17 protein-coding genes are annotated in these 25,868 nt (G+C 65.4%); 8 read left to right on the top strand and 9 right to left on the bottom strand.

Annotated features, from left to right (window positions below; all coding sequences use genetic code 11):
- Position 1: 1 nt before the first annotated feature.
- Positions 2-832: a GNAT family N-acetyltransferase gene (locus EN857_RS07175; RefSeq protein WP_128345988.1), complete on the top strand. Its 831-nt coding sequence runs from the start codon at positions 2-4 to the stop codon at positions 830-832.
- Positions 833-845: 13 nt separating this feature from the next.
- On the opposite strand, the gene EN857_RS07170 is transcribed toward EN857_RS07175, so the two are convergent.
- Positions 846-1,778, bottom strand: a complete 933-nt coding sequence (locus EN857_RS07170) for a GlxA family transcriptional regulator (RefSeq protein ID WP_127392763.1) — start codon at positions 1,776-1,778, stop codon at positions 846-848.
- A gap of 88 nt (positions 1,779-1,866) precedes the next feature.
- Here EN857_RS07170 and EN857_RS07165 point away from each other — a divergent pair, with 88 nt between their 5' ends.
- Together EN857_RS07165 and EN857_RS07160 are read left to right on the top strand one after the other, a co-directional pair.
- On the top strand, positions 1,867-3,018 hold the full coding sequence (locus EN857_RS07165) for a DJ-1/PfpI family protein (RefSeq protein WP_127392764.1): 1,152 nt from the start codon (positions 1,867-1,869) through the stop codon (positions 3,016-3,018).
- Positions 3,019-3,239: 221 nt separating this feature from the next.
- Positions 3,240-4,124: a hypothetical protein gene (locus EN857_RS07160; protein ID WP_245493241.1), complete on the top strand. Its 885-nt coding sequence runs from the start codon at positions 3,240-3,242 to the stop codon at positions 4,122-4,124.
- 2 nt (positions 4,125-4,126) lie between these two features.
- On the opposite strand, the gene EN857_RS07155 is transcribed toward EN857_RS07160, so the two are convergent.
- From EN857_RS07155 to EN857_RS07145, 3 genes are read right to left on the bottom strand one after another with little or no spacing between them, the layout of a single operon-like run.
- Positions 4,127-5,656, bottom strand: a complete 1,530-nt coding sequence (locus EN857_RS07155; RefSeq protein ID WP_127392766.1) for a hypothetical protein — start codon at positions 5,654-5,656, stop codon at positions 4,127-4,129.
- A 60-nt stretch (positions 5,657-5,716) separates the two neighbouring features.
- Positions 5,717-6,850 (bottom strand): cellulase family glycosylhydrolase, encoded by a 1,134-nt coding sequence (locus EN857_RS07150; RefSeq protein WP_135858251.1) that lies wholly within the window; start codon positions 6,848-6,850, stop codon positions 5,717-5,719.
- 3 nt (positions 6,851-6,853) lie between these two features.
- The gene (locus EN857_RS07145; protein WP_127392768.1) at positions 6,854-9,007 is read right to left on the bottom strand and encodes a GumC family protein; all 2,154 of its coding nucleotides are present in this window, start codon (positions 9,005-9,007) and stop codon (positions 6,854-6,856) included.
- 243 nt (positions 9,008-9,250) lie between these two features.
- On the opposite strand from EN857_RS07145, the gene EN857_RS07140 reads away from it, so the two are divergent.
- Together EN857_RS07140 and EN857_RS07135 are read left to right on the top strand one after the other, a co-directional pair.
- Complete coding sequence (locus tag EN857_RS07140) at positions 9,251-10,660, top strand: lipopolysaccharide biosynthesis protein (RefSeq protein ID WP_127285317.1); 1,410 nt, start codon at positions 9,251-9,253, stop codon at positions 10,658-10,660.
- The gene (locus EN857_RS07135; RefSeq protein ID WP_127285318.1) at positions 10,657-11,751 is read left to right on the top strand and encodes a glycosyltransferase family 4 protein; all 1,095 of its coding nucleotides are present in this window, start codon (positions 10,657-10,659) and stop codon (positions 11,749-11,751) included. The genes EN857_RS07140 and EN857_RS07135 overlap by 4 nt, the downstream gene beginning before the upstream one ends.
- Here the strand turns inward: EN857_RS07135 and EN857_RS07130 are convergent.
- Entirely contained in the window at positions 11,737-13,221 is a 1,485-nt protein-coding gene (locus EN857_RS07130) for a hypothetical protein (protein ID WP_127393561.1), read from the bottom strand. The genes EN857_RS07135 and EN857_RS07130 overlap by 15 nt on opposite strands.
- A 294-nt stretch (positions 13,222-13,515) precedes the next feature.
- Between EN857_RS07130 and EN857_RS07125 the strand changes: the two genes are divergently transcribed.
- Positions 13,516-14,679 (top strand): GNAT family N-acetyltransferase, encoded by a 1,164-nt coding sequence (locus EN857_RS07125; RefSeq protein ID WP_245493240.1) that lies wholly within the window; start codon positions 13,516-13,518, stop codon positions 14,677-14,679.
- Positions 14,680-14,756: 77 nt separating this feature from the next.
- Here the strand turns inward: EN857_RS07125 and EN857_RS07120 are convergent, their stop codons facing one another.
- From EN857_RS07120 to EN857_RS07110, 3 genes are all read right to left on the bottom strand, one after another.
- Positions 14,757-15,983: an NAD(P)/FAD-dependent oxidoreductase gene (locus EN857_RS07120; protein WP_127393560.1), complete on the bottom strand. Its 1,227-nt coding sequence runs from the start codon at positions 15,981-15,983 to the stop codon at positions 14,757-14,759.
- Positions 15,980-16,690 carry a WecB/TagA/CpsF family glycosyltransferase gene (locus EN857_RS07115; protein ID WP_245511277.1) on the bottom strand — a complete coding sequence of 237 codons (711 nt, stop codon included), beginning with the start codon at positions 16,688-16,690 and terminating at the stop codon, positions 15,980-15,982. Before EN857_RS07115 ends, EN857_RS07120 begins: the two co-directional genes overlap by 4 nt.
- 399 nt (positions 16,691-17,089) lie before the next feature.
- Positions 17,090-17,896, bottom strand: coding sequence for a MerR family transcriptional regulator (locus tag EN857_RS07110; protein WP_127308869.1), 807 nt, complete (start codon positions 17,894-17,896; stop codon positions 17,090-17,092).
- Positions 17,897-18,077: 181 nt separating this feature from the next.
- On the opposite strand from EN857_RS07110, the gene EN857_RS07105 reads away from it, so the two are divergent.
- Complete coding sequence (locus EN857_RS07105) at positions 18,078-19,358, top strand: 4-aminobutyrate--2-oxoglutarate transaminase (protein ID WP_127308877.1); 1,281 nt, start codon at positions 18,078-18,080, stop codon at positions 19,356-19,358.
- A gap of 34 nt (positions 19,359-19,392) precedes the next feature.
- Positions 19,393-20,874 (top strand): NAD-dependent succinate-semialdehyde dehydrogenase, encoded by a 1,482-nt coding sequence (locus tag EN857_RS07100; protein WP_135858249.1) that lies wholly within the window; start codon positions 19,393-19,395, stop codon positions 20,872-20,874.
- 46 nt (positions 20,875-20,920) lie between these two features.
- Here EN857_RS07100 and EN857_RS07095 read toward each other — a convergent pair whose 3' ends face one another.
- Positions 20,921-25,741: a winged helix-turn-helix domain-containing protein gene (locus EN857_RS07095; RefSeq protein ID WP_127391243.1), complete on the bottom strand. Its 4,821-nt coding sequence runs from the start codon at positions 25,739-25,741 to the stop codon at positions 20,921-20,923.
- Positions 25,742-25,868: the final 127 nt, after the last annotated feature.

The raw sequence follows: 25,868 nt of genomic DNA, 5'->3' as shown, positions 1-25,868 counted from the left end.
GATGCCGAGAACAATCCGCGTGCTCGCCTCGCAGGAGGTGGAAATGCTTGTCGACTGGGCCGCGGGCGAAGGCTGGAATCCGGGCTTTGGCGATGCCGCCGTGTTCCAGGCGGCCGACCCCGAAGGCTTCATCGGCGCCTTCGTCGACGGCCAGATGGTGGCCGGCATCTCGGCCGTCGCCTATGGCGACCGCTTCGGCTTCATCGGCCTCTATATCTGCCGACCCGACCGGCGCGGCGAGGGGCATGGCAAGGCGGTGTGGGACGCCGGCATGGCGCGGCTCGGCAATCGCACGATCGGCCTCGACGGTGTCGTCGAGCAGCAGCCCAATTATCGGCGCATGGGATTTCAGCCCGCCTACGAGACGCTCCGCTACAGCGGCCATGCCGCAGGTCTCGCCGGTAGCGGCGACATCCGGCCGCTGACGCCCGATCGGTTTGCCGACGTCCTCGCCTATGACCGCGGCTGTTTCCCGGCGCCACGGCCGGCTTTCCTCGAAGGATGGCTGCAGCCGCCGCGCGTTGCCTTGCTGGCCATGAAAGCCGGCCGGATTTGCGGCTATGGCGTGGCGCGGCAGTGTCGGGAAGGGTTCAAGGTCGGGCCGCTGTTCGCCGACGATACCGAGACCGCGCTGCGGCTGCTGGCCGCGCTGACCGACATGATGAGGGGCACGCTGCACATCGACGTGCCGGTGGCCAATGCGGATTTCACCGCAGCGCTTGGGGCCGCCGGCCTGTCGCCCGGCTTCAGCACGACCCGGATGTATCGGGGAGGCGTGCCGGCAAACGCGCAAGCCAGGGTGTTCGGCATGACCACGCTCGAGCTGGGCTGACGCGGAGCGGCCGCTATCGCCGCGCCGAGCGCCGCAGCGCCTGGGGCGGCTGGCCGAAGCCGCGCATGAAGGCGCGGCGCATGCGGCCGGGATCGCCGAAACCGGTGGCGGCGGCGATACGATCGAGAGAGGCGGAGCTGGTCTCCACCGCGGTTCGGGCGGTTTCCAGGCGCAGCCGCTCCACGGCCTTGGCAGGCGTGGTTCCCGTTTCTCCAGTGAAGGCACGGGCGAAGTGGCGCGGGCTCATGGCTGCGCGGTCGGCGAGAATCTCGACCGTCAGCGGCTCGGCGAGATGGTCCCGCATCCACTCAATCAAATCGGCGAAGCGGCCGGTGCGGCCGCCGAGCTCCACCAGCGAGGAAAACTGCGACTGGCCGGACCTGCGCTGGTGAACGACAAGCTGCTGCGCCGTGCGGCGCGCGACATCCTGGCCGAGATCGTCCTCGATGAGGGCGAGCGCGAGGTCGATGCCGGCGGAAATACCGGCCGAGGTCCAGACATCGCCATCGTGAACGAAGATGCGGTCCGCATCGACGCTGATCCTCGGATAGCGGCGAGCGAAATCGTCCGTGCTCGCCCAGTGCGTGGTGGCGCGGCGCCCGTCGAGCAGCCCGGCTTCCGCCAGCAGATAAGCGCCCGAGCAGACGCTGGCGATCCGCCGCGCGCGGCCGCGTTTCAGCCAGGCGGCGATCTGTTCGGCCGCCGCCAGCGAGCGCACGATCTCGCCGCCGGAAATGATGACCGTGTCGAAGCGCTCGTCGCGCAGAGGCTCGGTGGCGAGGCTGATGCCCGAGGAGCTTTCGATCGCACCGCCGCCTGGCGCCAGCATCGCCAGCTCATAGCTGCCGGGGCAAAAACGACCGGCGATCTCGAAGGCCGCCGTCGGGCCCGCGGCATCCAGCAGCTGGAAACCCGGATGGATAATGATCGCGACTGTCCGTTTCATGGCAGTTTTTGCACGATTTATGTCATTTCGGACAAAGCCTAGCGTCTTTACACTTCGGGTCAATCCTTCGACCTGATGGGAGTGAACTATGCGCTTGCGGACCATCTTGTGGAGCGGAGTCGCCGCCGTCCTGCTTGTCCTTGTGGCTGGGGCGGGATGGGTGCTGTCGCTGCCGCCGGCATCAGACGCCTTCGCCGCGCCGGCGATCGACAGGCAGGAGGCGGACGCCACGGTAGCGGCGCTGCGGCCGCGAAAGCGGCAGCGGCCGCTGGTCGCCATCATCGGCATCAACGACGCCACCGAAACCACCGACTATCTCATGCCCTACGGCATCCTGAGGCGCGCCGATGTCGCCGATGTGATGATGCTGGCGACACAGCCGGGGCCGGTGACGCTGTTCCCGGTGCTCAAGGTGGAACCGGATGCGACAGTGGCGGAGTTCGATGCGCGGCATCCGCAAGGCGCCGACTACGTCATCGTTCCGGCGATGAGCCGCGACGACGATCCTGCGGTGCTTGAATGGCTAAAGCGCCAGTCGGCCAAGGGCGCCATCGTCATTGGCATCTGCGCCGGCGCCAAGGTGGTCGGCGCCAGCGGGTTGCTCGACGGCAAGCGGGCGACCACGCACTGGTATTCGGTGGGCGAGCTTCGCGACCGGCATCCCTCGATCCACTATGTCGCCGACCGGCGCTTCGTGGTTGACCAGGATGTGGCGACAACGACGGGCATCACGGCGTCGATGCCGATGATGCTGACCCTGATCGAGGCGATAGCCGGCAGGCGGAAGGCCGAAGCCGTCGCGCACGAGCTTGGGCTCACCGGCTGGGATGCGCGCCATGCCAGCGGCGCCTTCAAGTTCACGCGTCCCTTCGCGCTGACGGCGATCAGCAACACGCTCGCATTCTGGGATCGCGAACAGCTAGGGCTGGAACTGACGCTGGGCATGGACGAGGTGTCGCTCGCCCTTGTCGCCGATGCATGGTCGCGCACCTACCGCTCGCGCGCCGTGACGATTTCCGCGACGACTGAAGCCGTCACGAGCCGCAACGGCATGCGCATCCTGCCCGACCAGGTCATCGCCAACTGGCCTTCGGAAGCGCGGATCGCCGGCTTCGAGCATCAGCCGCCGGCCGTGGCGCTGGACCAGGCGCTTCGAAACATCGCCGACCGCTATGGCACGGACACGACCGATTTTGTCGCCATGCAGCTCGAATACCCGAAGCAAAGCGCCGCGCAATAAGGCGCCTGCGCCGCGAGTGGGCCTGACTGCACTTCAGGCTGGCGAGCGGTGACTTCTCCGGCGAACGCACCGCGGCCAAGTGGCGATGGTTGTACAAGGTTGTATTTCAGGAATGACTACAGAAACGCCTGCCACGGCGCAGAGTTTGTTAATTTTTGCGAAGTAGCATAAGTACGAACGTGAAGCTATCCAGTTGGTTTGGTAGTACTCCCGAGTCGACGATGGCCGTTCCTGGCGCTCCTCCCTCCGATCTCAGCTGTCGACCAATTCGCGAAGACGATTGGGAAGGCGTGCTCGATTGCCTGCGCAGAGGCTTTCCGATGCGCCGCCGCAAATACTGGATGCATGCGCTGATCCGTCTGGCGGAGCGGCCCGCGATCGAGGGTTGTCCGCGATATGGCTTTGCGCTGGAAAGTTCCGGCCGGATCGTCGGGGTCGTGCTGACCCTCTATGCCCGTTACCCGGGGCGAGAGGGCGACGAAATCCGTTGCAATATCTCAAGTTGGTCCGTGGACAAGGCATTCCGTCCCTACGCCATGAAATTGATCTGGCCGGTGCTCAGGCGAAGGGATGTGACCTACACCAACATTTCGCCGGCACCCTCGACATTGAACGCCAACAAGGCGCTCGGCTTTCGCCTCTTCGCCAGCGGCCAGTTCGCGTTCCTGCCCGCCTTGAGTTCGGCGCAGCCGTCATGCCGGGTGCTCGAGGTCCGCTCCGATCTCGCCGAGATGGCGATGCTGTCGGACAGCGAGAGATCCATTCTCGAGGACCATGCCGCGCTGGGCTGCCTCTCCTTCATCTGTGTTCGCGACGGGGCGGCGTATCCGCTGGTGCTGATGCCGCGCCGCATCCTGCACGGCCTGATTCCGTGCGCCCAAATCGTCTATTGCCGTTCGCTTGCGGATTTGGGCCGCTGCGCCGGCGCCGTGGGACGCATTCTCCTGCGGCGCGGAATCCTGCTTTGCCTCGTCGATGCGAATGGGCCGATCGCAGGCCTGTTCGGCCGCTACTTCGCGAACAAGGGGCTGAAATATTTCAAAGGGCCGAAACCGCCTTCGCCCGGGGATCTGACATTCACCGAACTGGTGATATTCGGCCCTTAAGATCAGGTTTGCTGACTGGCCCTCGCCGTCGCTACCTCGCGCCAGTGCGTTCCGAGCGAGACACCGACGAGCAGCAGGCAGAAGCTGAGCGCGAGCGGCGAGTAGAACGCCTCTTCCTGCAGCACGGCATTGGCCGAGATGGTGACGATGCCGACAAAGGCAAACAGGAAATCCGGGTCGCCGGTGTCGATCAGCCGCCGCCGTGCCGCCACGGCGAGCGCTGCGAGGAAGCCGAAGAAGACGAAGCTGCCAATCCCCATCTGGTAGAGCATGACGCCGACCGCGCTTTCGACGGGGACGGACGCGACGCCCTCGGCCTGGGCGGTCGCCCAGCTGAGATTGAGGCTGGTGCTCGACAGATTGCCGCCGAATCCCAATCCTTGCCCAAGCGGGTTGGCCATGAAATCGCGCAGGCCGGCCATCAGGCCAAGCACGTGATAGTCGCCATGCGTGGCGCCATAGGCGATGGCGGCGGTCGTCCAGATCGCTGCCAGGGCCAGGACGGCGGCGAGCGTCAGGCGGGCGCGGGAAGGGCGGTAGATGATGCGCATGGCGAGCGCGATGAGCAAAAGGAACGTTGCGCCCTTGGAGCCGATGACCAGAAGCAGCGGCAGGGCGGCGATGGGCAGCAGCCAGCGGCCTCTGAACAGGAGCCAGGCCGAGATGATGCTGAGCGCGTAGGCGTAGCTGATCGAATGGAAATTCGGGCCGCCGATGCGGAAGACGCTTGGCAGGATGTCGTTGAAGAACGGCGTGTTGAAGAAGGTCGTCGTCATCACGTCCTGCAGGCCGCGGAAAACGAAGCCCGTTTCCTTGAGCGACTTCTCCCAGACGCCGGTCTCGATCTGCCGCGCGATGTTGCGCTGGATGTAAAGGTCGCCGTGGAACAGGCTGAGGAAATCCATCGTGAAGGTCAGCTCCACGTAGCCGTAGATGATGGCACCGGCACCGAGCCAGAACATGCTCTTGCGCAGGTCGACCGGATAGAGGCTGGCGGCAAGCACCGCGATGTGGAAGCAGGCGAGCGGCGTGATCGTGTTGCGGAAATAGACGACCGCATCCTTGGGCTGGCCGTGCACGATCCCCAGGGCAAGATAGAAACAGATCGTCCCGCACAGAACGATGCTCAGCAGCAGCCAGAAGCGCAATTCGGTTAGGGCGCGCACGCGCTGCTGGAACGACGCGGCAAGGAAGATGCAGAAGGCGGTCATCAGGATGACGAAGTTGGTGCCGCGCAGCGCGTCGAACGTGTCGTTGTCGGGGATGTAAGGGGTGTACCAGGTCACTATGAGGTTCTGGTAGAGGAAGGCGCAGATGATCAGGACCGGGACGCCCGCTGGGATGGCGTTGGCCACGATCAGCGTCAGCAGGAATGTCGCCGCGATGCCGAACGGTGTCCAGACGGCGAAGGCCGAGACCGTCAAGGCAACGACGGAGAGCGACACGATGACATGCAGCAGCGCGTCATCGCGCGACGCCTCCAGCCTCGACGCGTCCAGGCCGACCGGTGGATATGTCCCGGTGACGCTCATTGCCGGTCAGCCCTGACCGTCGCAGGCATCGGCGCCCGGATGTGCTGAGCCTTGTCCATGTCAGTCCTCGCCGTCGCCGCCGAGGAGGGCGGCGATCATCGAGCGGTCGAACCCTTCCGCGCTCTGCCTACTGGCGATGAAACCGAACCCCTGGTCGAGCTCCCAATGGGCCCAGCCGATCTGGTTGGCCTCGGCCGCCCTGCGCACGGCGCGAACCCAGCGCGCGCGGCTTTCGGCATCGACGCAGAAATTGAGCACGCCGAACTCGTTCAGCATGACCGGGCAGTGCTGGGCCGCCGACCAGTGCCCGAGCCCAGCGAAATCCGAGGCGATCCGCGCCTCGGTCCAGGGGCTCGACAGTTCCTGCTCCAGAAGGGAAGCAGCTTCTTCGTCGCCCGCCGCCTGGAGTTTGGAGACAAGCGCGCGGACCGGCGGCGAGTCCTTCGTCGCAGGAAAGGGCAGGTTGGCGAGACGGGCGAGCGGCGATCGATCCCAGGTCTCGCATTGATGCGTGAAAGCCATGGGCGCGTAGTAATGGATGGCAGCGATCTGCCTGTTATCGGCGAGCGGCGGGGTGTCGCCGATCTCCCAGATACCCTGGAAGCGCGCCGGTCCCCAGACCAGCGTGTGCAGCGGACATTTGGCGCGCACGGTCCTGGCAAGCTCATCGCGCAGCCCGAGCCAGTCGCTCCGCTCCATCGGCGGTTCGTTCAACAGCTCCGGATAGACCGAATCCTCCGGCAGGTCGGCAATGACGACGCGCAGCGCCGTCCAGGCTTGAACCACCTGCCTGGCGGCGGCTGTCGGATCGCGCTCGAACGCGGCGCGAAGATCACCCGAAGGGTGCATGTCCACCAGCACCGCGAAGCCGAGCCCGACAAGCTCGGCCACGCCACGCTGAATGCCGCGCAATGCCGCCCGGTTGCCGTCCGCGACGAGATCGCCGTTCACCGGCAAGCGGATCGTTTCGAACCCCGTTTGACGAAGCTTCTCCAGAACGGCCGGGGCAGGGGCGCTCCCGCCTTCTCGTTCGAACCATCCCGGAAGGTTGAAGCCATGCGAGGGAACGGCGCGCTTGTTCGCCGGCAGCGTGGCGGAGACGGAAAAAGGCAAGGCTGCAAGCAGGGCGCCGCCGGTCAGGGCAAGCGCTCGCCGCCGCGACAGCGCCGGCAATGCCTGCCCCAGCGCCCGCATGGATCAGGTCCTCGCGATAGCGCCGCGGCGCCAGTCGCCGGCCTTCGACGGGACGTCGTGCAGGGTCTTGCCGGGCTGGGCGCTGTCCTGCGCGATCACCAGCGTGGCGCTGCGTTCGACTTGGCCAGCGCCGAGATGCCGCTCGATCAGATCGGCGGCGTCGGATGCCCTTTCGGACCGGTTCAACGCGAACAGCGTGAGATCGGCCTTGGCAGAAAGCTCCGGGTCCCAACCTTCTTCGCCAAGCGATGGGGCGACCACGAGCACGAAATCGAAGGCGTTGCCGGCTTCGGCAAGAATGCTGCGCAAGCTGTTGCGATCGCGCGATTGCTGACCCTGCCCGGCCGCAACACCGGCTGCAACCGTGCGCAGGCCGCTGGCGCCGTCGATGAACAGGCCGGAGCCGTATCCTGAGCGATGCGGCAGGTCTCCGACTTCAACCACGAGCACATTCTGTTCGGCTCGCTGCAGGCCGATCCCGACCATCGCGCCGGCGAGCCGTGCCTCGGCGCTGCTTTGCATCGAAGACACCAGCAACACAAAGGGTTTGGGGTGGTCGCTCAGGCGCTCGAGGATCTGCCGCATCAGTCTCAGCACGGCCAGCGAAAGCGTTTCGTTGCCGGTCTCGAACAGCGACTTCCTCATCGCCTTGATGTTTGCAAGCGCCGCGCCCCCGGCGACCCCGGGCAAGCGGTATGCGCCGAAATCGGCCGGCACGGGCAGCGATCGGGGCTTGGCCCGCGGGCCATCCTTGGCTGGATCGACCGCCTGCGGAGCGTCCCGCCGTTGGCTCGACGGATCATCCTGCGGCCGGCCGACCGGGCCTAGCGTCAAAGCGAGGCCGCATCCGGCCATGAGGCCGAGAAAGACGCTCACCGGCAGCAGCAGGGCCGGCTTTGGCCAGGTCGGCTGCAGCGGCGGCGCGGCGGCGCTTATGGTGCGCGCCTCGGATGTCTGGACACCCTGCAGCTGTGATGTTTCCTGGGCGCGCTTGAGGAAGTCGTCGAGCACGGTGCGGGCGGCCTGGGCCCTGGAGTCCAGTTGCCGCAACTGCACCTGCGCCAGGCTGGAGTCCTGCGACTGCTGGCGCAGGGCTTCGAGCTTGTCCTGCAGCTTTGCGGCATTCTGGACGGCGAGATCGTAGTTGGCCTTCAGCTGCTGCCTGATGCGCATCGCCTCTCCGGCCATGAGCCGGTTGATGCGATCGAGTTCGGACCTCAGGCGTCCGATCGCCGGATGGCGCGGCCCGTACATGGTTTCGAGGTTGGCGAGCTCGGTGGCGCGCTGATTGTAATCGTCGCGCAGATTGGCGGCCGCGTTGGAGGAGAGTATCTCCGAGAGCTTGGCGAGGCCTGCCGCGGAAGTGCCCGCCGCCAGCGCCTGATTGTACCTGTCCTTCGCCTTGTCGGCGTCACCTTGCGCGGCGATCAGCTGCGTCGTCAGCTGGTCGAGCTGCGATTGCAGCGTGCCGCCGTCGGTCGGATCAACGATCCTGTGCTGCGATTTGAAGTCCTCGACGGCGCGCTCGGCGTCGCTGACGTCCTTCTGCAGGCCCTTGATCCTGTCGTTGAGAAGGGAGTTCACATCGTCATTGGCGGTTTCGCGCTCGCCGGCGAGGCTCGCCTTGTAGCGGTCGACGATGGCGTTGGCGAGGCGGGCCGCCTTCTCCGGCGACGGCGAGGTGAAGGAGACATTGATGACATAGGTCAGCCCCTCGCGCTCGACCGATACCGCCTTCTGGAAACGCTTGAATGCCGCATCCTGCGAGGAGGTCCCTCCGAACAGGGACATGAGGCGCGATATCGGCCCGCGGGACGAAAATTCGGGATCATTCTGGAGCTTCTGGCTGTCGAAGACGGTGCCCAGCAGGTCCTGCGATTCGATGACGAAGACCTGGCTCGCGATGGCGGCGCTGTCGGCCCCGATGCCCGGTAGGACGTTGTTGAAATTGGTCGCGCGCGCGTCGCGCGGATCGATCAGGATCGAGGCGGTCGCGGTGTAGCTGGGGCTCGTCACGGCAAGGTAGAGCAGCGCCAAAAGCAGAGCCGCGCCGGTGATGGCAAAGACCAGCAGGCGGCGCCCCCAAAGGATGGCCCACAACGGTCCGATATCGAACAATGGCGGAAGAGCGCGATCGTCGATCCTGGCTGGCTTCATTACCTTTCCCCTGCAGAGGCGCGGCGTCCCGACACCACTCTACACGGTCCAGTATTCAGGATTAACGTTAGCCTTTCGTTAAGGTTACCGAGGTGCTTACGCGATTCATTTCGCGCTAACGGTAACCATGAGCAGCGTTCGCGCTGGCGCGATTGCGGGCTTTTGCTCTATTCAGGGGGCAGGTTTCAGCGTCGGCTCGCCTGCCGCGGGGGTTAGGCAAGTTGATTGCTGCAGGGGCCGACGTTGAGTGAGAATCAAGCCGATCGCGACGCCGTGGCCGGGAGCGCCAGCCCCGCGGCCGGCATGCGCATGCCCATCGTGGCGCTCGCCAAGAGCGGCGCGGTGGCCGGCGTCATCAAGCTTGCCAGCGCCGGCCTGTCCTTCCTGATGTTCGTCGCCGTCGCGATGGTGATGGACGGACGGCAGTTCGGCCTCTACAGCGCGACCTATGCCGGCGCCAGCCTGGTGTCTTTCTTTGCCTCGGTCGGCCAGCAGAGCACCGTGCTCAGGTTCTGGCCGCAATATGCCGGGCTTGGCGATCTCAACTCCGCCCATGGCATGATGGCGCGCGCCATTCTGGTGGCGCTGGCGGGGCTCATAGGCTCCAGCCTGTTGATCCTGCTGGTCGGATTCCTGCCGTTCATCGGCAAGGGCACGCCGGAATGGTTCTCGCTGTGCCTGGCGGCCGCAGTGCTGTCCTTCTCGCTCGGCTGGTCGGAGTTCACGTCCGGCGCCTTCCGGGCCAAGAACGCGCTGATATCCGGCCTTTTGCCGCGCGATATCATCTGGCGCGCGGCGACGATCGGCATCCTTTTCGTCTGCCATTTCATGCGCGTGGAGATGAGCGCGGTCGAGGCGACCTGGCTGACCGCCCTGCTGCTCATCCTGTCGGTCGTTCCGCAGACAGTGCGACTGGTGCGCGACACGGCGCGCGCGGAACGCGGCCCGCTGAGCGAAGGGCAGAAGCAGGAATTCAAGACGGTGACGCTTGGCCTGTGGGGCGTCACCTCGCTGCCGCCGGCGCTCGGGCAGGTGAGCACCCTGCTTGTGGCCATGATCCTCGGACCCGAGGCCGCTGGCGCGATCTTCGTCGCCGACCGAACGACGCGTTTCGTGGCGCTTGCGCTCAACGGTATCAACCAGGCGCTTGCGCCGCAGATTTCCAGCGCCTTCTACAGCGGCGACAGGGCGCATGTTCAGCGCATCACCAGCCTCGCCGCGCTCGGCAGCTTCGCGATCGCGCTGTGCGTGCTCGCGGCATTCTGGATCCTGGGCGGCTTCATCCTGTCGATGTTCAATCCGGCCTACGCCACGCCGACCATGCGGGCGACGCTCGTCATCTTCGGCATCGGCGCGACGTTCGGCACGGCTTGTGGCCCGATCGAGGTGCTGCTGCAACTGACCGGCCTGCAGCATGCGCTGTTCAAGGTACTGGTCGTCGTCAACGCGCTCGGCCTCGGCGCCACCGCCGTGACGACCTACTTCTTCGGCCCCATCGGCGCGGCTGTCAGCATCGCCGGCACGGTCATCGCCTGGACCGCCATTGCCGTGTCGATCGCCAAGCGTAGAATAGGCATCGATCCATCGGTCTTCGGCTTCACTATGGGAAGGCCGGCGCTCGCCGCCCGCGTGGCGCTGAAGGGGCGTATGTGAGGATCATCCAGGTCCAGACCCAGGCCGAAGCGGCCGGCGCGCAACGCATTTCCGACATGGTGGGTGAAGGCTTGCGGGCTCGCGGGCACGATGTGCGCACCGTTTTCATGTACAGGAAGACGGACGCCTTCGATGGCGATCCGCACGCGGATTTCGTCCTTGCCGAACCCCCGAAAGGATTGCCGGGACAGGTCCGCGCGGCCATCGGCCTTGCTGCCTATCTGCGCGCGGCGCGGCCGGATGCGGTCATCTCCTACCAGCACTACGGCAACATCTTCGGCACGATCGGCGCCCGGCTGGCCGGTGTCCGGCACATCGTCGCCAACCAGAGCGGTGCGCCGCAGACCAAAGGGGTGATGGGCCTGCTCTCGCGGATCGACAGACTGATGGGGGTGCTCGGCCTCTACCAGGCGAATGTCGTCAACTCGGCCTGGACGCAAGCGCAGTTCGATCGCTATCCGCAAGCCTATCGGCGGCGGATCCGGCGCATCGATCACGGCGTTCCCGCACCAGCTGATGATTTCGACAAGGCGGCGGCACGCGCCGCCTTCGGCTTGCCCCGCGATGCCTGGCTCGCCGTCTCGTCCGGGCGCCTGACGCAGATGAAGAACCAGATCGCGCTGGTTGGGGTGCTCGAGCGGCTTCCCGATGTCCATGTGGCGCTTGCCGGCGTCGGACCGGAGCGGGACGCGCTCGTCGACTTTGCCGGAAGCAGGGGCCTGGCGGACCGGCTGCATCTGGTCGGCGAGGTTCCTACGGCGCGCATTTTCGAATTCCTCGCTGCGGGCGATGCCTATGCGTTTCCATCGACGACCGAGACCTTTGGCCTTGCCTGCGTCGAAGCGGCGATTTCCGGTCTGCCGGTGGTATCGAACGACCTTGAAGTGATGCGCGAGGTGCTGACGGCCGAGGACGGCGAAGCGGCGGCGATCTTCGTCAACGCCGATGCCGACGGCATGGCCGGGGGGCTTGCGGAGATGCTCGCCAGGCCGGAACTGATGGCCAGGCTCTCCGCGGCGGGACGGCGACTGAGGGACAAGTACTCGCCGGCGAGGATGTGCGCGGGCTACGAGGCGCTACTGCTTCCCTGAACGCTTTCGCGCCGCCGCGATCCCGTCGATCACTTCCAGCCGGCCCGCGCGGTTGAGGGTGTGGATCTTCGGGTATGGCCAATCGCCTTCCGGGTCTATCGGCCGAGGCTGCGAAAGCCGCACCGTCCGCCGGTCGAGGTCCAGCAATTCCGACAGGCCAAGCCCGCCGCCGTAGCCGAGCGTTCCGTCCTGAACCGGAAGCAGGATACGGCCCTCCCGGTTGCGAACGAAAGCTCCGCCTGGGCGTGCCATACGAAGGTCGATCAGGACAGGGTTCATGGGATGCGGGGTCCACGGGCCGGAGAGCGCCGGAGCGCTGAAAACCACCAGCGTGTCGGACGTGCTGCCGTAACCGTCGCGATCGGTCGCGAACAGCCAAAGTTGTCCGCCATGCTCGAGCAGCGTCGCGTCGGAGATCTCGCCTTCGACCAGCACCGTCTCGGCGGTCCAGCGTTCCGGGAAGCCCGTGGCGCGATAAAGGGTGAGCCTGCCGCCGGCGCTGGCCTCGGGAAGCATCCAGACCGCGCCGTCACGCTCGAACACCTGCGGGTAGGAGAGGTGGTGCGGCTCCTCCAGCACGACCCTCGGCGTTTCGGGTGTGCCGCTCGCATCGAACGGCACGACGGAGATGACGGCCTTGCCGGTCGCATGAGGGTAATCCTCGACAAAGAGGAATGACTGCCCTTGCCACTCGAACGGAAAAGGGTCGGCGTAGAAATGGTCGCCCGGATCCGGCAGGACCGACCAGCCGGTTCCGAGCCGGCCTGTGTCCGCCACGCCGGGCGCATCGGTGAAGCGGTAGCCGACGCGCCAATGCGCATGGCGATAACCGACGCGCCTTATGGCCTCCCGGCCGAGCCGCGGCAGCGCGGAGCCCAGATAGGCGGTGGCGAAGCCAAACGCCGTCGCGCCCTTTCGGCCCTGGGCGTCAGGCGTTCCTTCTGCCTGAAAAGGCCGGCCTTCGGCGAAGGCACGGGCGATCGAGACGACCAGCGTGACGGCGCGGACCAGCACATCCTCGGTGCCGAGCGCCGCCGATTCCCGCTTCTCCACCATCGGCCGAGCCCGGCCCACCACCATCTTTCCGTCGAGGACGGCCTCGATGACCGGCAGCCTGCCGGCCGCGACCGCCGTCGCCGCCGAGAGGTCGGAGGCCGACCCGTCAAACAGCAGGCCAATCGTCGGGACATCCGACGGCGCCGCGTTGCCGGCGAGGTCCAGTCTCAACGTTGCGGGCAGGCCGCCGGATCGTGCCTCGATCCTGTCCAGCGGAGCGCCGAGGCCGGGCCCTTTCCGTCGAAACAGGCGCTGCTCGAAGGCAAAGGCGAGCTTTGCCGCAGCCGGCCAGGCGGCCGCTTCGGCCTGATGCAGCACGGCCACGTCATGACCGTCGGCCCGAAGCCGCTCGATGACGAGCTCTTGCCATCGGCGAGGGGCAATTTGCGGAACAATCACGTCGATCGAGACCATGTCATTCCCGTTCGCGGTTGTATTGGTGCTCGGGCCGCAGACACTCGAAAAGAAATCACTTGGCCGAAAAAGCTTACCTTGCGGTTACACTTGAAATCCGAATGCGTGATTTGCGGAAAAATAAATCTCGACTGCCTCGGCCCGATCCTGCCGAGCGCCGAATGCATGACAGATTTGCAACCGGCGTCCCAACTCTTGCATATACCAAGTTTCTAACTTTCCTGCGATTTGCCTTGACGCGGAACGCAAGACGTCGTCGATAGATCGGGCCGCAGTCTGCCGGTTCGGATACATATGTTTGAAGTCACTGCCGAGGATTCCTTCGACTTCCGCTCGACGGAATATGCCGAGCTGTTCGCCAGCTCGGCGGCGACGGCCTTTCAGCACCCGATATGGCTGGCGCAGCTCTATGAGCGGATCGTCCGGCAAAGCTCCGCCACACCGCTGATCATCGTCGTGCGCAGCCGGCAGGGCGGCAAGCTCGCCATGGTCCTGCCGCTGGTCAGGCGCCGGTACACGCTGCTCAAAGTCGTGGAATTCGCCGACATGCGCGTTTCCGACTATGTGTCCCCGGTCACCGACGAGGAGACCTTGTCGCGCATCCTGGCGGACAGCCGCGTCGTCGCCTCGATCCGCAGGCTCCTGCGGCCCTATGATCTGCTGCGCATCGGCAAGCTGGCGGATCGCTCGCTCGCCATCGAGCGCCTGTTCGGCATTGAGAAGCGCGAAAGCATGGGCATGAGCGCCTATTCCAGCAAGCTGGAGCCGACATTTTCCGCCTGGCGCGAGCATCAGCTCGACCAGTCCTACCGCAAGGAACTCGACAAGAAATCCCGGCAGCTCGGCCGGTTGGGGGAGGCGCGCTTCAAGTGCGCCGAGAGCATCGACGCCATCCGTACCACATTCGACGCGCTCAAGGTCTATCGCGGCAAGCGCTTCGACGGCAGCAACGGCCCCGCCGACCTGCTGCAGCAGCCGTCCTATTTCGACTTCTATCTTGCCGTCGCGGCGGAAGGATGTGGCGGTTTCGCGCGCACCTACACGTTCTGGATGAACGACAGGGCGATCGCCGGCGCGCTTGGGCTTGCGCATAATGGCTCGCTTCTCGTCATCCTCGGCGGCTTCGACGAAGCCAGCTACAGGAAGCAGTCGATAGGCAGCCTGCTGTTCGAACAGATCGCGCGCGATTGCATCGAGCGCGGCGACCACTCCCTCGACTTCACCATCGGCGACGAGCCCTACAAGCGCATCTTCGGCGGCCGCCCGTCGCCGATGTGGCAGATCTTCCGGGCGGGAAGCCCGCTCGGCTACGCGGCGCATTTGACGGTGGAGAAACTGCCGGCGGCGAAGGCGCTGGCGCGGCGCGTGCTGCACGGCAAGAAGGCCGCGCCCGATCGCGCGATCGCGGCGCCGGTTCCCGTGGACGAGGAGTTCAGCCCTGAGGTTCGAAAAACCTGAAGCGCGTCGCGCCTGGTCGACCAGCGGTACAAACGAGATGGATGTTGGAGCGGCTTCCGCTGTGGAGATCAGCCGCTCTAGGTCGCCGCTTCGAGCCTCGGCCTCTTGAGGCCGCGCAGCCTTGCGGCGAAACCGGGGCTCAGCCTGTTGATCCCATGCATGATGCGGCGGCGGCTGAAGTGGAGATGCCGGCGCGCGCGCCAGCGCAGATCGTTCTCGATGGTCAGGCGGCGGCGGAAATCCGCCAGCTGCAATCCGTGCGCATCCATCGCCAGCTTGGCGGGATCGCCGTAGAAAGCCGCGATTTTCGCGGCCGCCATGCCGGGGGAGGCCAGCCATTGCGGCACATGCGCCTTGCACAGGCGCTCGACGTCGGTGAGCAGACGGCTGACGCCCGTTCCCGCGGCCGGACAGGATGTCTGATAGGCATCGCCGATCAGGACGACGCCGTCCTTCACGCAATTCTCGGCGACGGTGATGTCGGTCAGCCAACTCTCGACCTTATCCATCACCTCGAAATCGCCGAATGCCTTGACCAGCCCCGGCAGCGTGTCGATCAGCGTTTCCTTCGGCTGTTCGCGCAGCGCCTTCACCCAGGGGTCGCGATGATCCCTGAAGACAAACAGATTGGCGCGCGTGACGTCGGCGGCCGGGAACAGGTTGAGATAGTCGATGCCGTCCGAGGTCCGCTCGCCATAGTAGGTGAGCGCGGAATGCCGGAAGGCGCCCGCTCCCGCCGGGCGAAGGTTGAAGCCGAAGGTCAGCGACTGCCGCTGGTGGACGAACCTGCGTTCGATGCCGAGGTCGCGCTTCAGGATGTCGCCCATACCGGTGGCCAGCACGAGCAGCCTGGCGGTGACGTCGCCCTGGCCCAGGATCGACACGCGCTGGCGCTCGGCGCCTGCCTCCAGAGCGTTGACCCGGCCGGCGATGAAGCGGACGTTTTCGGGCAATGCCGCCCGCATGGCGTTGACAAGATCGTCGTAGAAGATGCCGTAGTGGCGCGCGTGCGTGCGGTCGAGAAGGCGCCCCTTGCGGATGTTGACGATCTCATCGAATGCGACGGCAGCGCCGGCGAGCCTGTCGAGCAAGCCGATCCGGCGCAACTTTTCGATCTGGTCGCCGGCGATCTTCTCGACGCGGAATTCCCGGGGGAAGACGGCATAGCGATCGATCAGCGTGACCTGATAGCCGGCGCGGCCGAGCACGTTGGCCGCAAGCGTGCCGGACAGCCCGCCGCCGACGATGACGATCTCCGTATCGATGCCCGCCGGCAGCGGAGGGCGGGACTGATCGGCGGTCATTTGGAATACCTCAAGATGGCGTAGATGGCCTGGGGGCTGGTTGTGAAATAGCGCCAGAAAAGCCGGCGCGGCTCCATCAGTACGCGCCACAGCCATTCGAAGCCGGCCTTCTGCACCCAGTGCGGCGCCCGCCGCACTTTGCCGGCAAGATGGTCGAAAAGCCCGCCCGACGTCTTGATGACGCCGACATTCGAAAGCCGCGAGGCAAAGTCGCGCACGAAGATCTGCTCGCGCGGAACGCCGAGGCCGAGCCACAATATGTCGGGCGCGAGCGCGTTGATCTCGTCGAGCTTCTTCTCAAGCGCTTCGCCGGCGAGGTAGCCGTGGCAATTGCCGACGATGCGCAGGCCGGGATATCTGGCCCTCATTCCGGCGACGGCGCTGCGGTTCTCGGCCTCCGTCGAGCCGAGCAGGTAGAATGTAGTGCCCTCGCGCTCGGCGAGCCTGGCCACATCGTGAAAAAGGTCGGTCGTGGCGACGCGTTCCGGCAATTGCACCCTGCACAACAGGCGCGAGGCGAAAACAAGCGGCTGACCGTCGGCGAAGATCTGGTCGGCTTCGCGAAAGAGTCCGGCGGTTTCCGCATTGACGCGCGTCTGGGCGATGACGTCCCCATTGGCAGAGGTGAAATAATAGGGGCGGCTGCCGGAAAGGTGTCCCCGCGCCGCCGCGACCATCAGATGGGCCGCGTCCTGCCTGTCGATCACAGTGATCGGCAGCCCGCCGATCAAAACGGTCGGAAAGGTCGAAAGGCCTTCCGGAAGGGATGCTGCTTCCCGCCGCGCGGCGGCCGCGCCACCCGCACCGGACGCAGACCCCTCAAAATCTCCCTGTGACTGTTCCATTGCCCTGCGCATTCGAGAAGTATTCCACCTTCGAATATTCTAGGTAAAACCCGCAGAAAGTTAAGCAATTCGTTAATCGTTAGTTAACTCGTCAATTTTTACTAAAACTATCTGCAACGACCGGATTCTTTGTTTCATCCAAGGCGTGTATCGAGGTGGTATGAAACTCGCCGCCGAGTCGATCTCCGGGAAGAGGTGGCGGTGCCCAAAGTCCTGCCGTTTTTCAGGAGTCCGGGCGGCCGATGGGACCACCCGTCACGGTCAGAAGGTCGGCGGGGTGTTGATCCAGAGCAGGACGGTTTCGCCGTCGTGGCGATTGCGCCAGGAGTGGTAGCGGCGGCTCTCGAAATACAAGGAATCGCCCGGGCCGAGATCGAAGAACTGGTCGGCATCGAGCACCAGTTCCAGGCGTCCGGACAGCACGTGCATGAATTCCTCGCCTTCGTGGCGGTAGGCGCCTTCGCTGGCGGCGCCCGGCGCCAGGACGAAACGGTGGCAGTCCATCATCGTGCGGCCCTCGGCGAGAAGCTGCACCGTCACGCCCGGCGTGGTTTCCGGCCATGTGCGCCAGGCGCCGGCGCGCACGAGCGCCGGCACGTCGTCCCGCTCCTCGCCGGAAAGGCGTGAAACGGTGGTGCCGTAATACTGCGCCAGGTCGTGCAGGGTCTTGAAGCTGACGCCCTGGGATGTCCGCTCCAGCGTGGAGAGCGTGGAGGCGGCAATGCCGATATCGGCGGCAATCTGGTCCAGCGTCTTGCCGGCGCCGTGGCGAAGGCTGCGGAGCCTGCGGCCGAGGTCGGACGCATCCGTGGCGTCGGGACTGTCGGACGGCGCCTCGCTTTCCAGCGCCTCGCGGATGGCCGCCGGGTTGAGGCCGCGCTCGGTCCGATACCAGGCGATCTTCTGCAGCCGCGCCACATCCTCGGCGCTGTATTGCCGGTGGCCGGTCTCCGACCGTCCCGGCACCACGAGCCCCTGGCTTTCCCAGAGGCGCAGCGTCGAGGCAGAGACGCCGGCCGATTTCGCCGCCTCCGCCACCTTGTAGCGTACCGGCGTGGCATTGCTCATGAGCCGAATATTCCCGGTTGGTTGTCTCTCAGCCCTGTTCAGGACCATCGCCGAAAACGGCGGCGGTTTGAAGCCGAAAACACCGCTTGCATTCTTGCAGAAAAAATGTAGGAAGTTTGTACATGCCTTGCAGAAATTATGCAAGATATCAAAATCCCACCCCAGAGCGCAGGAGCGCATGATGGCCGCGACCACCCTCACTGACCGCAAGAATGCAGCGATTTCCCGCGGCGTCGGCATGACCACGCAGATCTATGCCGAGCGTGCCGAGAACGCTGAAATCTGGGACAAGGAGGGCCGCCGCTACATCGATTTCGCCGCGGGCATCGCCGTGCTCAACACCGGCCATCGCCATCCGCGCGTGATCGCGGCGGTGAAGGATCAGCTCGATCATTTCACCCACACCTGCCACCAGGTCGTTCCCTATGAGAGCTATGTGCGCCTGGCCGAGCGGCTCAACGCGCTGACGCCGGGCGATTTCGCCAAGAAGACGATCTTCGTCACGACCGGCGCCGAAGCTGTCGAGAACGCCGTCAAGATCGCCCGCGCCGCGACCGGCCGCTCCGCTGTCATCGCCTTCGGCGGCGGCTTCCATGGCCGCACCTTCATGGGCATGGCGCTGACCGGCAAGGTCGTGCCCTACAAGGTCGGCTTCGGCGCGATGCCGGGCGATGTCTTCCACGTGCCGTTTCCGATCGATCTCCATGGCGTGACCTCCGAACAGTCGCTGGCGGCGCTGAAGAAGCTGTTTGCCGCCGATGTCGATCCGCAGCGCGTCGCCGCGATCATCATCGAGCCGGTGCAGGGCGAGGGTGGCTTCTATCCGGCGCCGGCGTCGCTGATGAAAGCGCTGCGCGAACTGTGCGACCAGCACGGCATCCTGCTGATTGCCGATGAGGTGCAGACTGGCTTTGCCCGCACCGGCAAGATGTTTGCGATGGATCATCATGCCGTGGCGCCCGACCTGGTGACGATGGCCAAGAGCCTCGCCGGCGGTTTCCCACTCGCCGCCGTCACCGGCCGAGCGGAAATCATGGACGCACCGGGACCGGGCGGGCTGGGCGGCACCTATGGCGGCAGCCCGATCGGCGTCGCGGCCGCCCATGCCGTGCTCGACGTCATCGAGGACGAGGATCTCTGCGGCCGCGCCAACCAGCTCGGCAACCGGCTCAAGCAGCGCCTGGAATCGCTGCGCGAGAAGGCGCCGCAGATCGTCGATATCCGCGGTCCGGGCTTCATGAACGCGGTCGAGTTCAACGACAGGACGACGAAGCTGCCGAGCGCCGAGTTCGCCAACAAGGTGCGGCTGATCGCGCTCGATAAGGGCCTGATCCTGCTGACCTGCGGCGTGCATGGCAACGTCATCCGCTTCCTCGCCCCGATCACCATCCAGGACAGCGTCTTCGGCGAGGCGCTCGACATTCTGGAGAGCGCGATCCTCGAAGCAAGCGCCGGCAACTAGCCGGAGCCCCCGTCCATTTTCCGGAGCAGATCACATGGCCTTCACGACCGCGTTGACCAAGCATGTTTCCTTCTCGTCGCGCTTCCTGCGCGACACCGGCTACATCGACGGCGTCTGGACCGCGGGAGACGCGAGCAGGACCTTCGACGTGCTGAACCCGGCAACCGGCGAAGTGCTGGCGTCACTGCCCGACATGGGTGCCGCCGAGACGCGGGATGCGATCACCGCCGCCCATGCCGCGCAGCCGGCCTGGGCGGCGCGGCCGGCCAAGGAGCGCGCCGCGATCCTGCGCAAATGGCACGAGCTGATGGTCGCCAACGCCGATGAGCTAGCGGCCATCCTGACCGCCGAAATGGGCAAGCCCTTCGCCGAGGCGCGCGGCGAGATCCTCTACGCCGCCGCCTATGTCGAGTGGTATGCCGAAGAAGCCAAGCGCATCTATGGCGAGACGATCCCGGCGCCGTCGAATGACAAGCGCATGATGGTCATCAAGCAGCCCGTCGGCGTCGTCGGCACGATCACGCCGTGGAACTTTCCCGCCGCGATGATCGCCCGCAAGGTCGCGCCGGCGCTCGCCGTCGGCTGCACGGTCGTCTCGAAGCCCGCCGAGCAGACGCCGCTTTCGGCGCTGGCGCTGGCCGTCCTTGCCGAGCAGGCCGGCGTGCCGGCGGGCGTCTTCAACGTCATCGTCGGCGAAGACGGTCCGGCCATCGGCAAGGAATTGTGCGGTAACGACAAGGTGCGCAAGATCAGCTTCACCGGCTCGACCGAGGTCGGCCGCATCCTGATGCGCCAGTGCGCCGACCAGATCAAGAAGGTCAGCCTCGAGCTCGGCGGCAATGCGCCGTTCATCGTCTTCGACGATGCCGATCTCGACGCCGCGGTCGAAGGCGCGCTCGCCTCCAAGTACCGCAATGCCGGCCAGACCTGCGTCTGCGCCAACCGCCTCTACGTCCAGTCCGGCGTCTATGACGCCTTCGCCGCCAGGCTCGCGGCAAAGGTGGCGGCGATGCCGGTCGGCGACGGCTTCGAGGCAGGCGTGATGGTCGGCCCGCTGATCGACGACAAGGGCTTGGCGAAGGTCGAGAGCCATGTCGAGGACGCGGTATCGAAGGGTGCCAAGGTGCTGACCGGCGGCAAGCGCATCAAAGGCGCCGGCACGTTCTTCTCGCCGACTGTGCTGACGGGCGTCACAAGCGGCATGCAGGTGGCGCGCGAGGAGACCTTCGGTCCGGTCGCGCCGCTCTTCCGTTTCGACACAGTCGAGGACGTGATCGCGCAGGCGAACGACACCGAATTCGGACTTGCGGCGTATTTCTTCGCAGGCGACCTGAAGAAGGTCTGGCGGGTGGCCGAGGCGCTGGAATACGGCATGGTCGGGATCAACACCGGCCTGATATCCAGCGAAGCGGCGCCGTTCGGCGGCATCAAGCAGTCCGGCCTCGGCCGCGAAGGCTCCCGCCACGGCGCGGACGACTATCTGGAAATCAAATATCTCTGCATCGGCAATCTGTAGGCAGCTACTCTCGACTCAAGCGGCAACATCTGGCCCGTTGCCGACATCAGCCCGGACAGGTGCCGGTTGCAGGGTCCGCAGGCAGGAAGAAGCTTCGCCGCTCGCAAGCGGTGAGCTCGCGAGGCACGGTGCGCCGGGCGAAGTCGATGAGGTCCTTGGGCGCCTGGAAGACACGAACGATAGGGACACTTTTTTCGCCGGCAACAATTGCGACGCGGGTGCCGTCGGAACTGAAAGCTGCGCGTGTAAAGCCCAGTAGAACGGTTGCTTCGTCGTGGCTGCCAAGGACGGCAATTTGGCGCCCCGATTGCGTCGCCCATAGCCGCACCGTGCGATCTTTCGAGGACGCGGTCACGACATACAAACCGTTGGGACTGAACTGGGCGCTGTCGACGGCGCCGCTGTGGCCCCTTAGAACGGCCCTTTCCAGTCCGCCAGCGACCCCCCAGATGCGGACGGTTCCATCGCGCGAGCCGGTCAGCAGCGACTGACCGTCGGGGCTGAAGGCGAGGACCGTTAGCGCGCCGGTGTGTCCCACTAGCGTTCCGACGTTTGCTCCGTCCGCGGTCGACCAAATGCGAGCCGTGTGGTCGAGTGAGCCTGTGGCGACGAGTTGACCGTCCGGGCTGAAGGCCGCTGCCGTGATGCGATCCTGATGCCCCACAAGAACCCTGAGCTCGGCTCCGCCCGTCGTCAGCAGGTGGCCCGCATTGTCTTCCCTGGCCGAGAGGATCAGATTTCCGTCGGGACTAAGAATGGCCTGCGGCAGATTGCTGCTTGTATTGATGACGGCCAGCTTAGTGCCGTTCGCCGCGTCCCACAGCTGCGCGGTGCCGTTCATCGATGCGCAGAGAAGCGATTTGCCATCGCGACCAAACTGGATCTGGATCAGGCCGCCATGTGATCGGAACTGGGCGGTCTCCGAACCCGTGGCCACATCCCAAATTCGGACCTGGCCCTCAAGCGATGCCGTCGCGACGCGCCTTCCATCTAGGCTGAACGTCGCGCTTTGAACGATCTCATGTGTATCGAGCCGGATTGTCTCGCGCCCGCTCACGACATCCCACAGGTGCGCCGCGCTGTCGCCGCCGCCGGTCAGCAGGTGGACATTGTCGGGACTGAAGACCGCGAAAGTCGGCCGGTATTCATGCGAGAGCGCGGTCGTGAGGGCGCCGTCGACATCCCACAGCCGAGCGGTGCCATCATGTGAAGCAGTGAGAAGAATGTTGCTGTCAACCGGGCTGAATTCCAGATGCTCGACCAAAGATTCATGGCCGGCGATCGTCGTCACCAACGAGGCGCGTTCAACGTCCCAGATGCGGATCGGCCCATTGACCGAGGCGGTCGCCAGGAAGCGGTCGTCCGGGGTGAAAGCACCGGTCATCTCCACATCACGTTCATCCGTGTCGATGTCTGCCTTCAATCCCGAAACCTCCTGGCCGAGCACATCATCCAGCGTTCCCAACACTCCATCCCAAATCCGGGCAGTGCCATCGAGGGATACAGTGGCGATTCGCTGACCCCCGTGACTGAAAATCACGCCGTTCAATTGCGTGTCGCTCTTGCTGCCGGCCAACTTTGCGATCTCCGTTCCTTTCGACACATCGAAAAGGCTGGAAGTGTCGCGGTGTGAATGCCAACCCCACGGGCCGGCCAGCATCCGGCTTCCGTCCGGGCTGAACGCCAGGCTGTAGGGCCAGGAGGTCACTCGGATTGACCGCGTCAGCGCGCCGTCTGCGCTATTCCAGATCGAAACAAAATGCCTGCCTGCCGTCGCGAAGCTGCGGCCGTCTGAACTGAAAGCAGCACGCGTATATGCGTCGCTCCTTACACCTAGGACTTTCTTTCCGGTCCGAGCATCCCAGAGCGTTGCATCGCTGTTCTCCCCCGCCGTCAGCACCCGGGTGCCATCCGGGCTGAAGATTGCCGTCGGATAGTTGCTTACAGGCCGCAGGATGAAGAGCTGTTCTCCCGATGTGGCCTCCCAAAGGCGTGCAGTGCCATCCCTCGCGGCCGTCAGGATACGGCTCCCATCCGGGCTGAATTCAGCCCTCTCCAGGGCCTCTTCATGTCCTTTTAGAACTGCGGTTTCGGCGCCGCTGGAGATGTCCCAGACGGCTGCAGTCTTGTCGTGGGATGCGGTGACGATGCGATCGCCGGCCGGATTGAATGCCGCATCCGTCACGCCGGCCCCATGCCGGAAGATTTTGATCTGTCGGTGCGCCAGCAGAGCCTTGTAGAGGGCTGTCTCAGCCTCGAAGAGATAGGGCCGCTTGGGCTGGTCTTTCGAGGACAGTGCTTCGAGCGCCAACAGGATCGCAGCCTCGGTGTTGCCTCTCGACGCGGACTGCTCCGAAAGAAACGAGAGCGAAAGAGACTGATTGCGCAGCGCCTGATCGCGTTGGCCCCTTGCCTCTTCCCGCGCTTTGAAGGCGACCAGCGCGCCTGCGCCCGCCATGAGAGCGAGCGCGATCGCCACGATCGCGGCATTGCGCGTCCGTCGGGCGAGCCGGTTTGCTGCGACAGCCGCGAGGCTCCGGCGCTCGGCCTCGCGCTCCAGGCGCTCGCGTTTTGCCTCTTCGGCGGCCTCGATCAGCGCCAGCTCCGCGTGCCGATCCTTCTCCTCTTTCTGCCGATGGGCACGCAAGGACGCCTCGATGTATTCGAGGACGGCATCGTCGACCTCCTCGCGTCTTGACAGCATTAGCTCTTCGCCCTCCGCGAGACGTTTGCCGGACGGAAGGAGAAGCTCTCGATTCCTGTTCTCCAGGTGCCAACGGTGAGCGTCGGCCCTGAGGCGGTCGCGTGTCTCGAGGAAGTTCCGGTTTGCGTTCACAATGTCACCGGCGCGCGGCCAACGGCTCAGCAGTGCTTCATGTGCTACGCGGACGACGACATGGCCTGCGGCGTCCTCATCGCTGACGAGAAGCCGTGCGTCGATCAGGGCCCTGACGAGGGCCGATCGCGCGGGAGTGCCTGCAACTTCGGTGAGCAGGGCAGGACGCGCCGTCACCGTTTCATCGCCCGGATTTGCCGTGGTGAGGGCGCCCAGCACCGCGGGCAAGGCCTCCTGGATCTTGGGCGCCAGCAGGTCTACGACTTCATCGGCGCGGCGCGCGATTGCGCCTTCGAGCCCGCCGAGCGCGCGATAATGCGCAAAGGTGAGGAGCCGGCGCTCGCGACCGGCCTCGTACAACGCGTCGAGCACAAACTCGAGAAGCGGCAATGATCCGGGATCGGCAGCGGCTGCCTCCTGCAGCACATCATCGAGCCGCCCCAACTCGGCATTCTGCTCGAAGCGGAGCCCGGCAACGCCCGCGGGCTCGCGGATGATCTGCGCGATCTCCGGGCCGGTCGGCGGCAGGAGTTCGTAGCTGGCGAGACCGTCCTTGAGCGCCGAGAAGCCCGGCACCTCGCCGCAGCGGTGAAAGAAGTCCGAACGGATCGCCGCGATCACCCAGACCAGTCCGCTCGCGGCCAGCACCGCCATGAACCGCACAAGGGCCTCGCGCGTCGCCGGTTGCTTCTGCGTGGTGAACAGCTCCTCGAGCTGATCGATGGCAACCAGCAATCTGATCTGCGAGCGGGCCGATCCGCCAGCCCTGCCAAGTGCCTGCCGGATCATCGCCAGCGCCCGATCCGGAGCGTTCCTGCAGAGCAGCGCCAGCTCCGCGGCTGTTACTTCGCGGGACAGTTCCGGCACAGCAGCTTCGCCAAGCAGTGCCGCAGCCAGCACAGCGAACGCATCCGGCCCTTCTGAGAGGCGGATCAGGCAGCGGCGCCACAGGGATATGCCCGCCACGGCCCCAGGCCGCGTCAAAGACGGCATCAGGCCGGCGCGCAGCAGGGAAGACTTGCCGCAACCGCTCATCCCGTAAATGAGCAGGAATGCCGTGCCGCTGGCTGCCTGCTGCTCCAATCTTGCGGTGCAGGCAGCAATCGCCCGCGCCCGGCCGAAGAACAGGTCGGCATCTTCGAATTCGAAGGCATCGAGGCCGCGAAATGGCGACTTGACCGGTTCCTCCGAAGCAAGGGGTACGCGGTAGATGCGCAAGGCGCGCGCGACACTCTTCAGCTTGTGCTCGCCGAGATCGACGAATTCCAGCGAGAGCCGGTCTTGCGCCTGGGCGTGGACCGCTTCGGTGACGCAAATCCCACCCGGTCGGGACAGAATTTGCAGATGCGCGGCGACATCGACGGCCTCGCCCGCGAGGTGGTCCCCCTCGGCGACGACATAACCCAGGTGGACGCCGATGCGGAAGCGCAGGCGCTTTGTCTCGGGAACTTCGCAGTCCCGCCTGTCGACCTCATGCTGGATCTCGCTCGCACACCGCATCGCCTCGACAGGGCCGGCAAACTCGGCGACCAGGCTCCCTTCGCCGTTCCAGAACGCGCGACCCGCATGTTGGACCAGCAGCCGATCGATGATCTGCCGGTACTCCCGGAGAGATGCGGCGGAAATCCACTTGACTGTCGGCCGGCTCTCGGAGGCCAATTCGGCTGCCAGGATGGTCGCCATCCTCGGTCCGGCATTTGCGGGAAGGACCAGCCTGTAGCCGCGCCTCGGCACTGTCTGCACGACGGTCTGCCGGCTGTCGTTGAGCGCCGCACGGATCTCGTGAATGCATTGCACCAGGCTGTCGTCGGTGACGGCTATCCCGTTCCAGACCGCCCTCATCAGGTCGTCTTTGGTGACGACGCGATCCGCGTTCGCCAGAAGGTGACGAAGCACCGCAAAGGTCTGCTGGCGAAGTGCGATGGTCCTGTTGGACTTGTCGCGCAAGGTCTCGCTGCTCACGTCGGCGGTAATGCCGTTGAGTACGAACGTCGTGGGCGGCGAGCTATCCAAGCCGGTTTCCTCACGCACGAAGCCGCAGTCCAATGCTTCGATATTAGCACGGACTGCGAAGCGTCATCACCATCCGACGGGCGCGGAGCGCAGATTTCGGCGAATGATCGGAAGCTGTTCGTGACGCGCAGGACGCCTCGGACCG

Origin of the sequence: Mesorhizobium sp. M4B.F.Ca.ET.214.01.1.1, assembly GCF_004791545.1 — a bacterium.
Taxonomy (GTDB): Bacteria; Pseudomonadota; Alphaproteobacteria; order Rhizobiales; family Rhizobiaceae; genus Mesorhizobium; species Mesorhizobium abyssinicae.
This window is presented reverse-complemented; position numbering and strand designations above follow the sequence as displayed.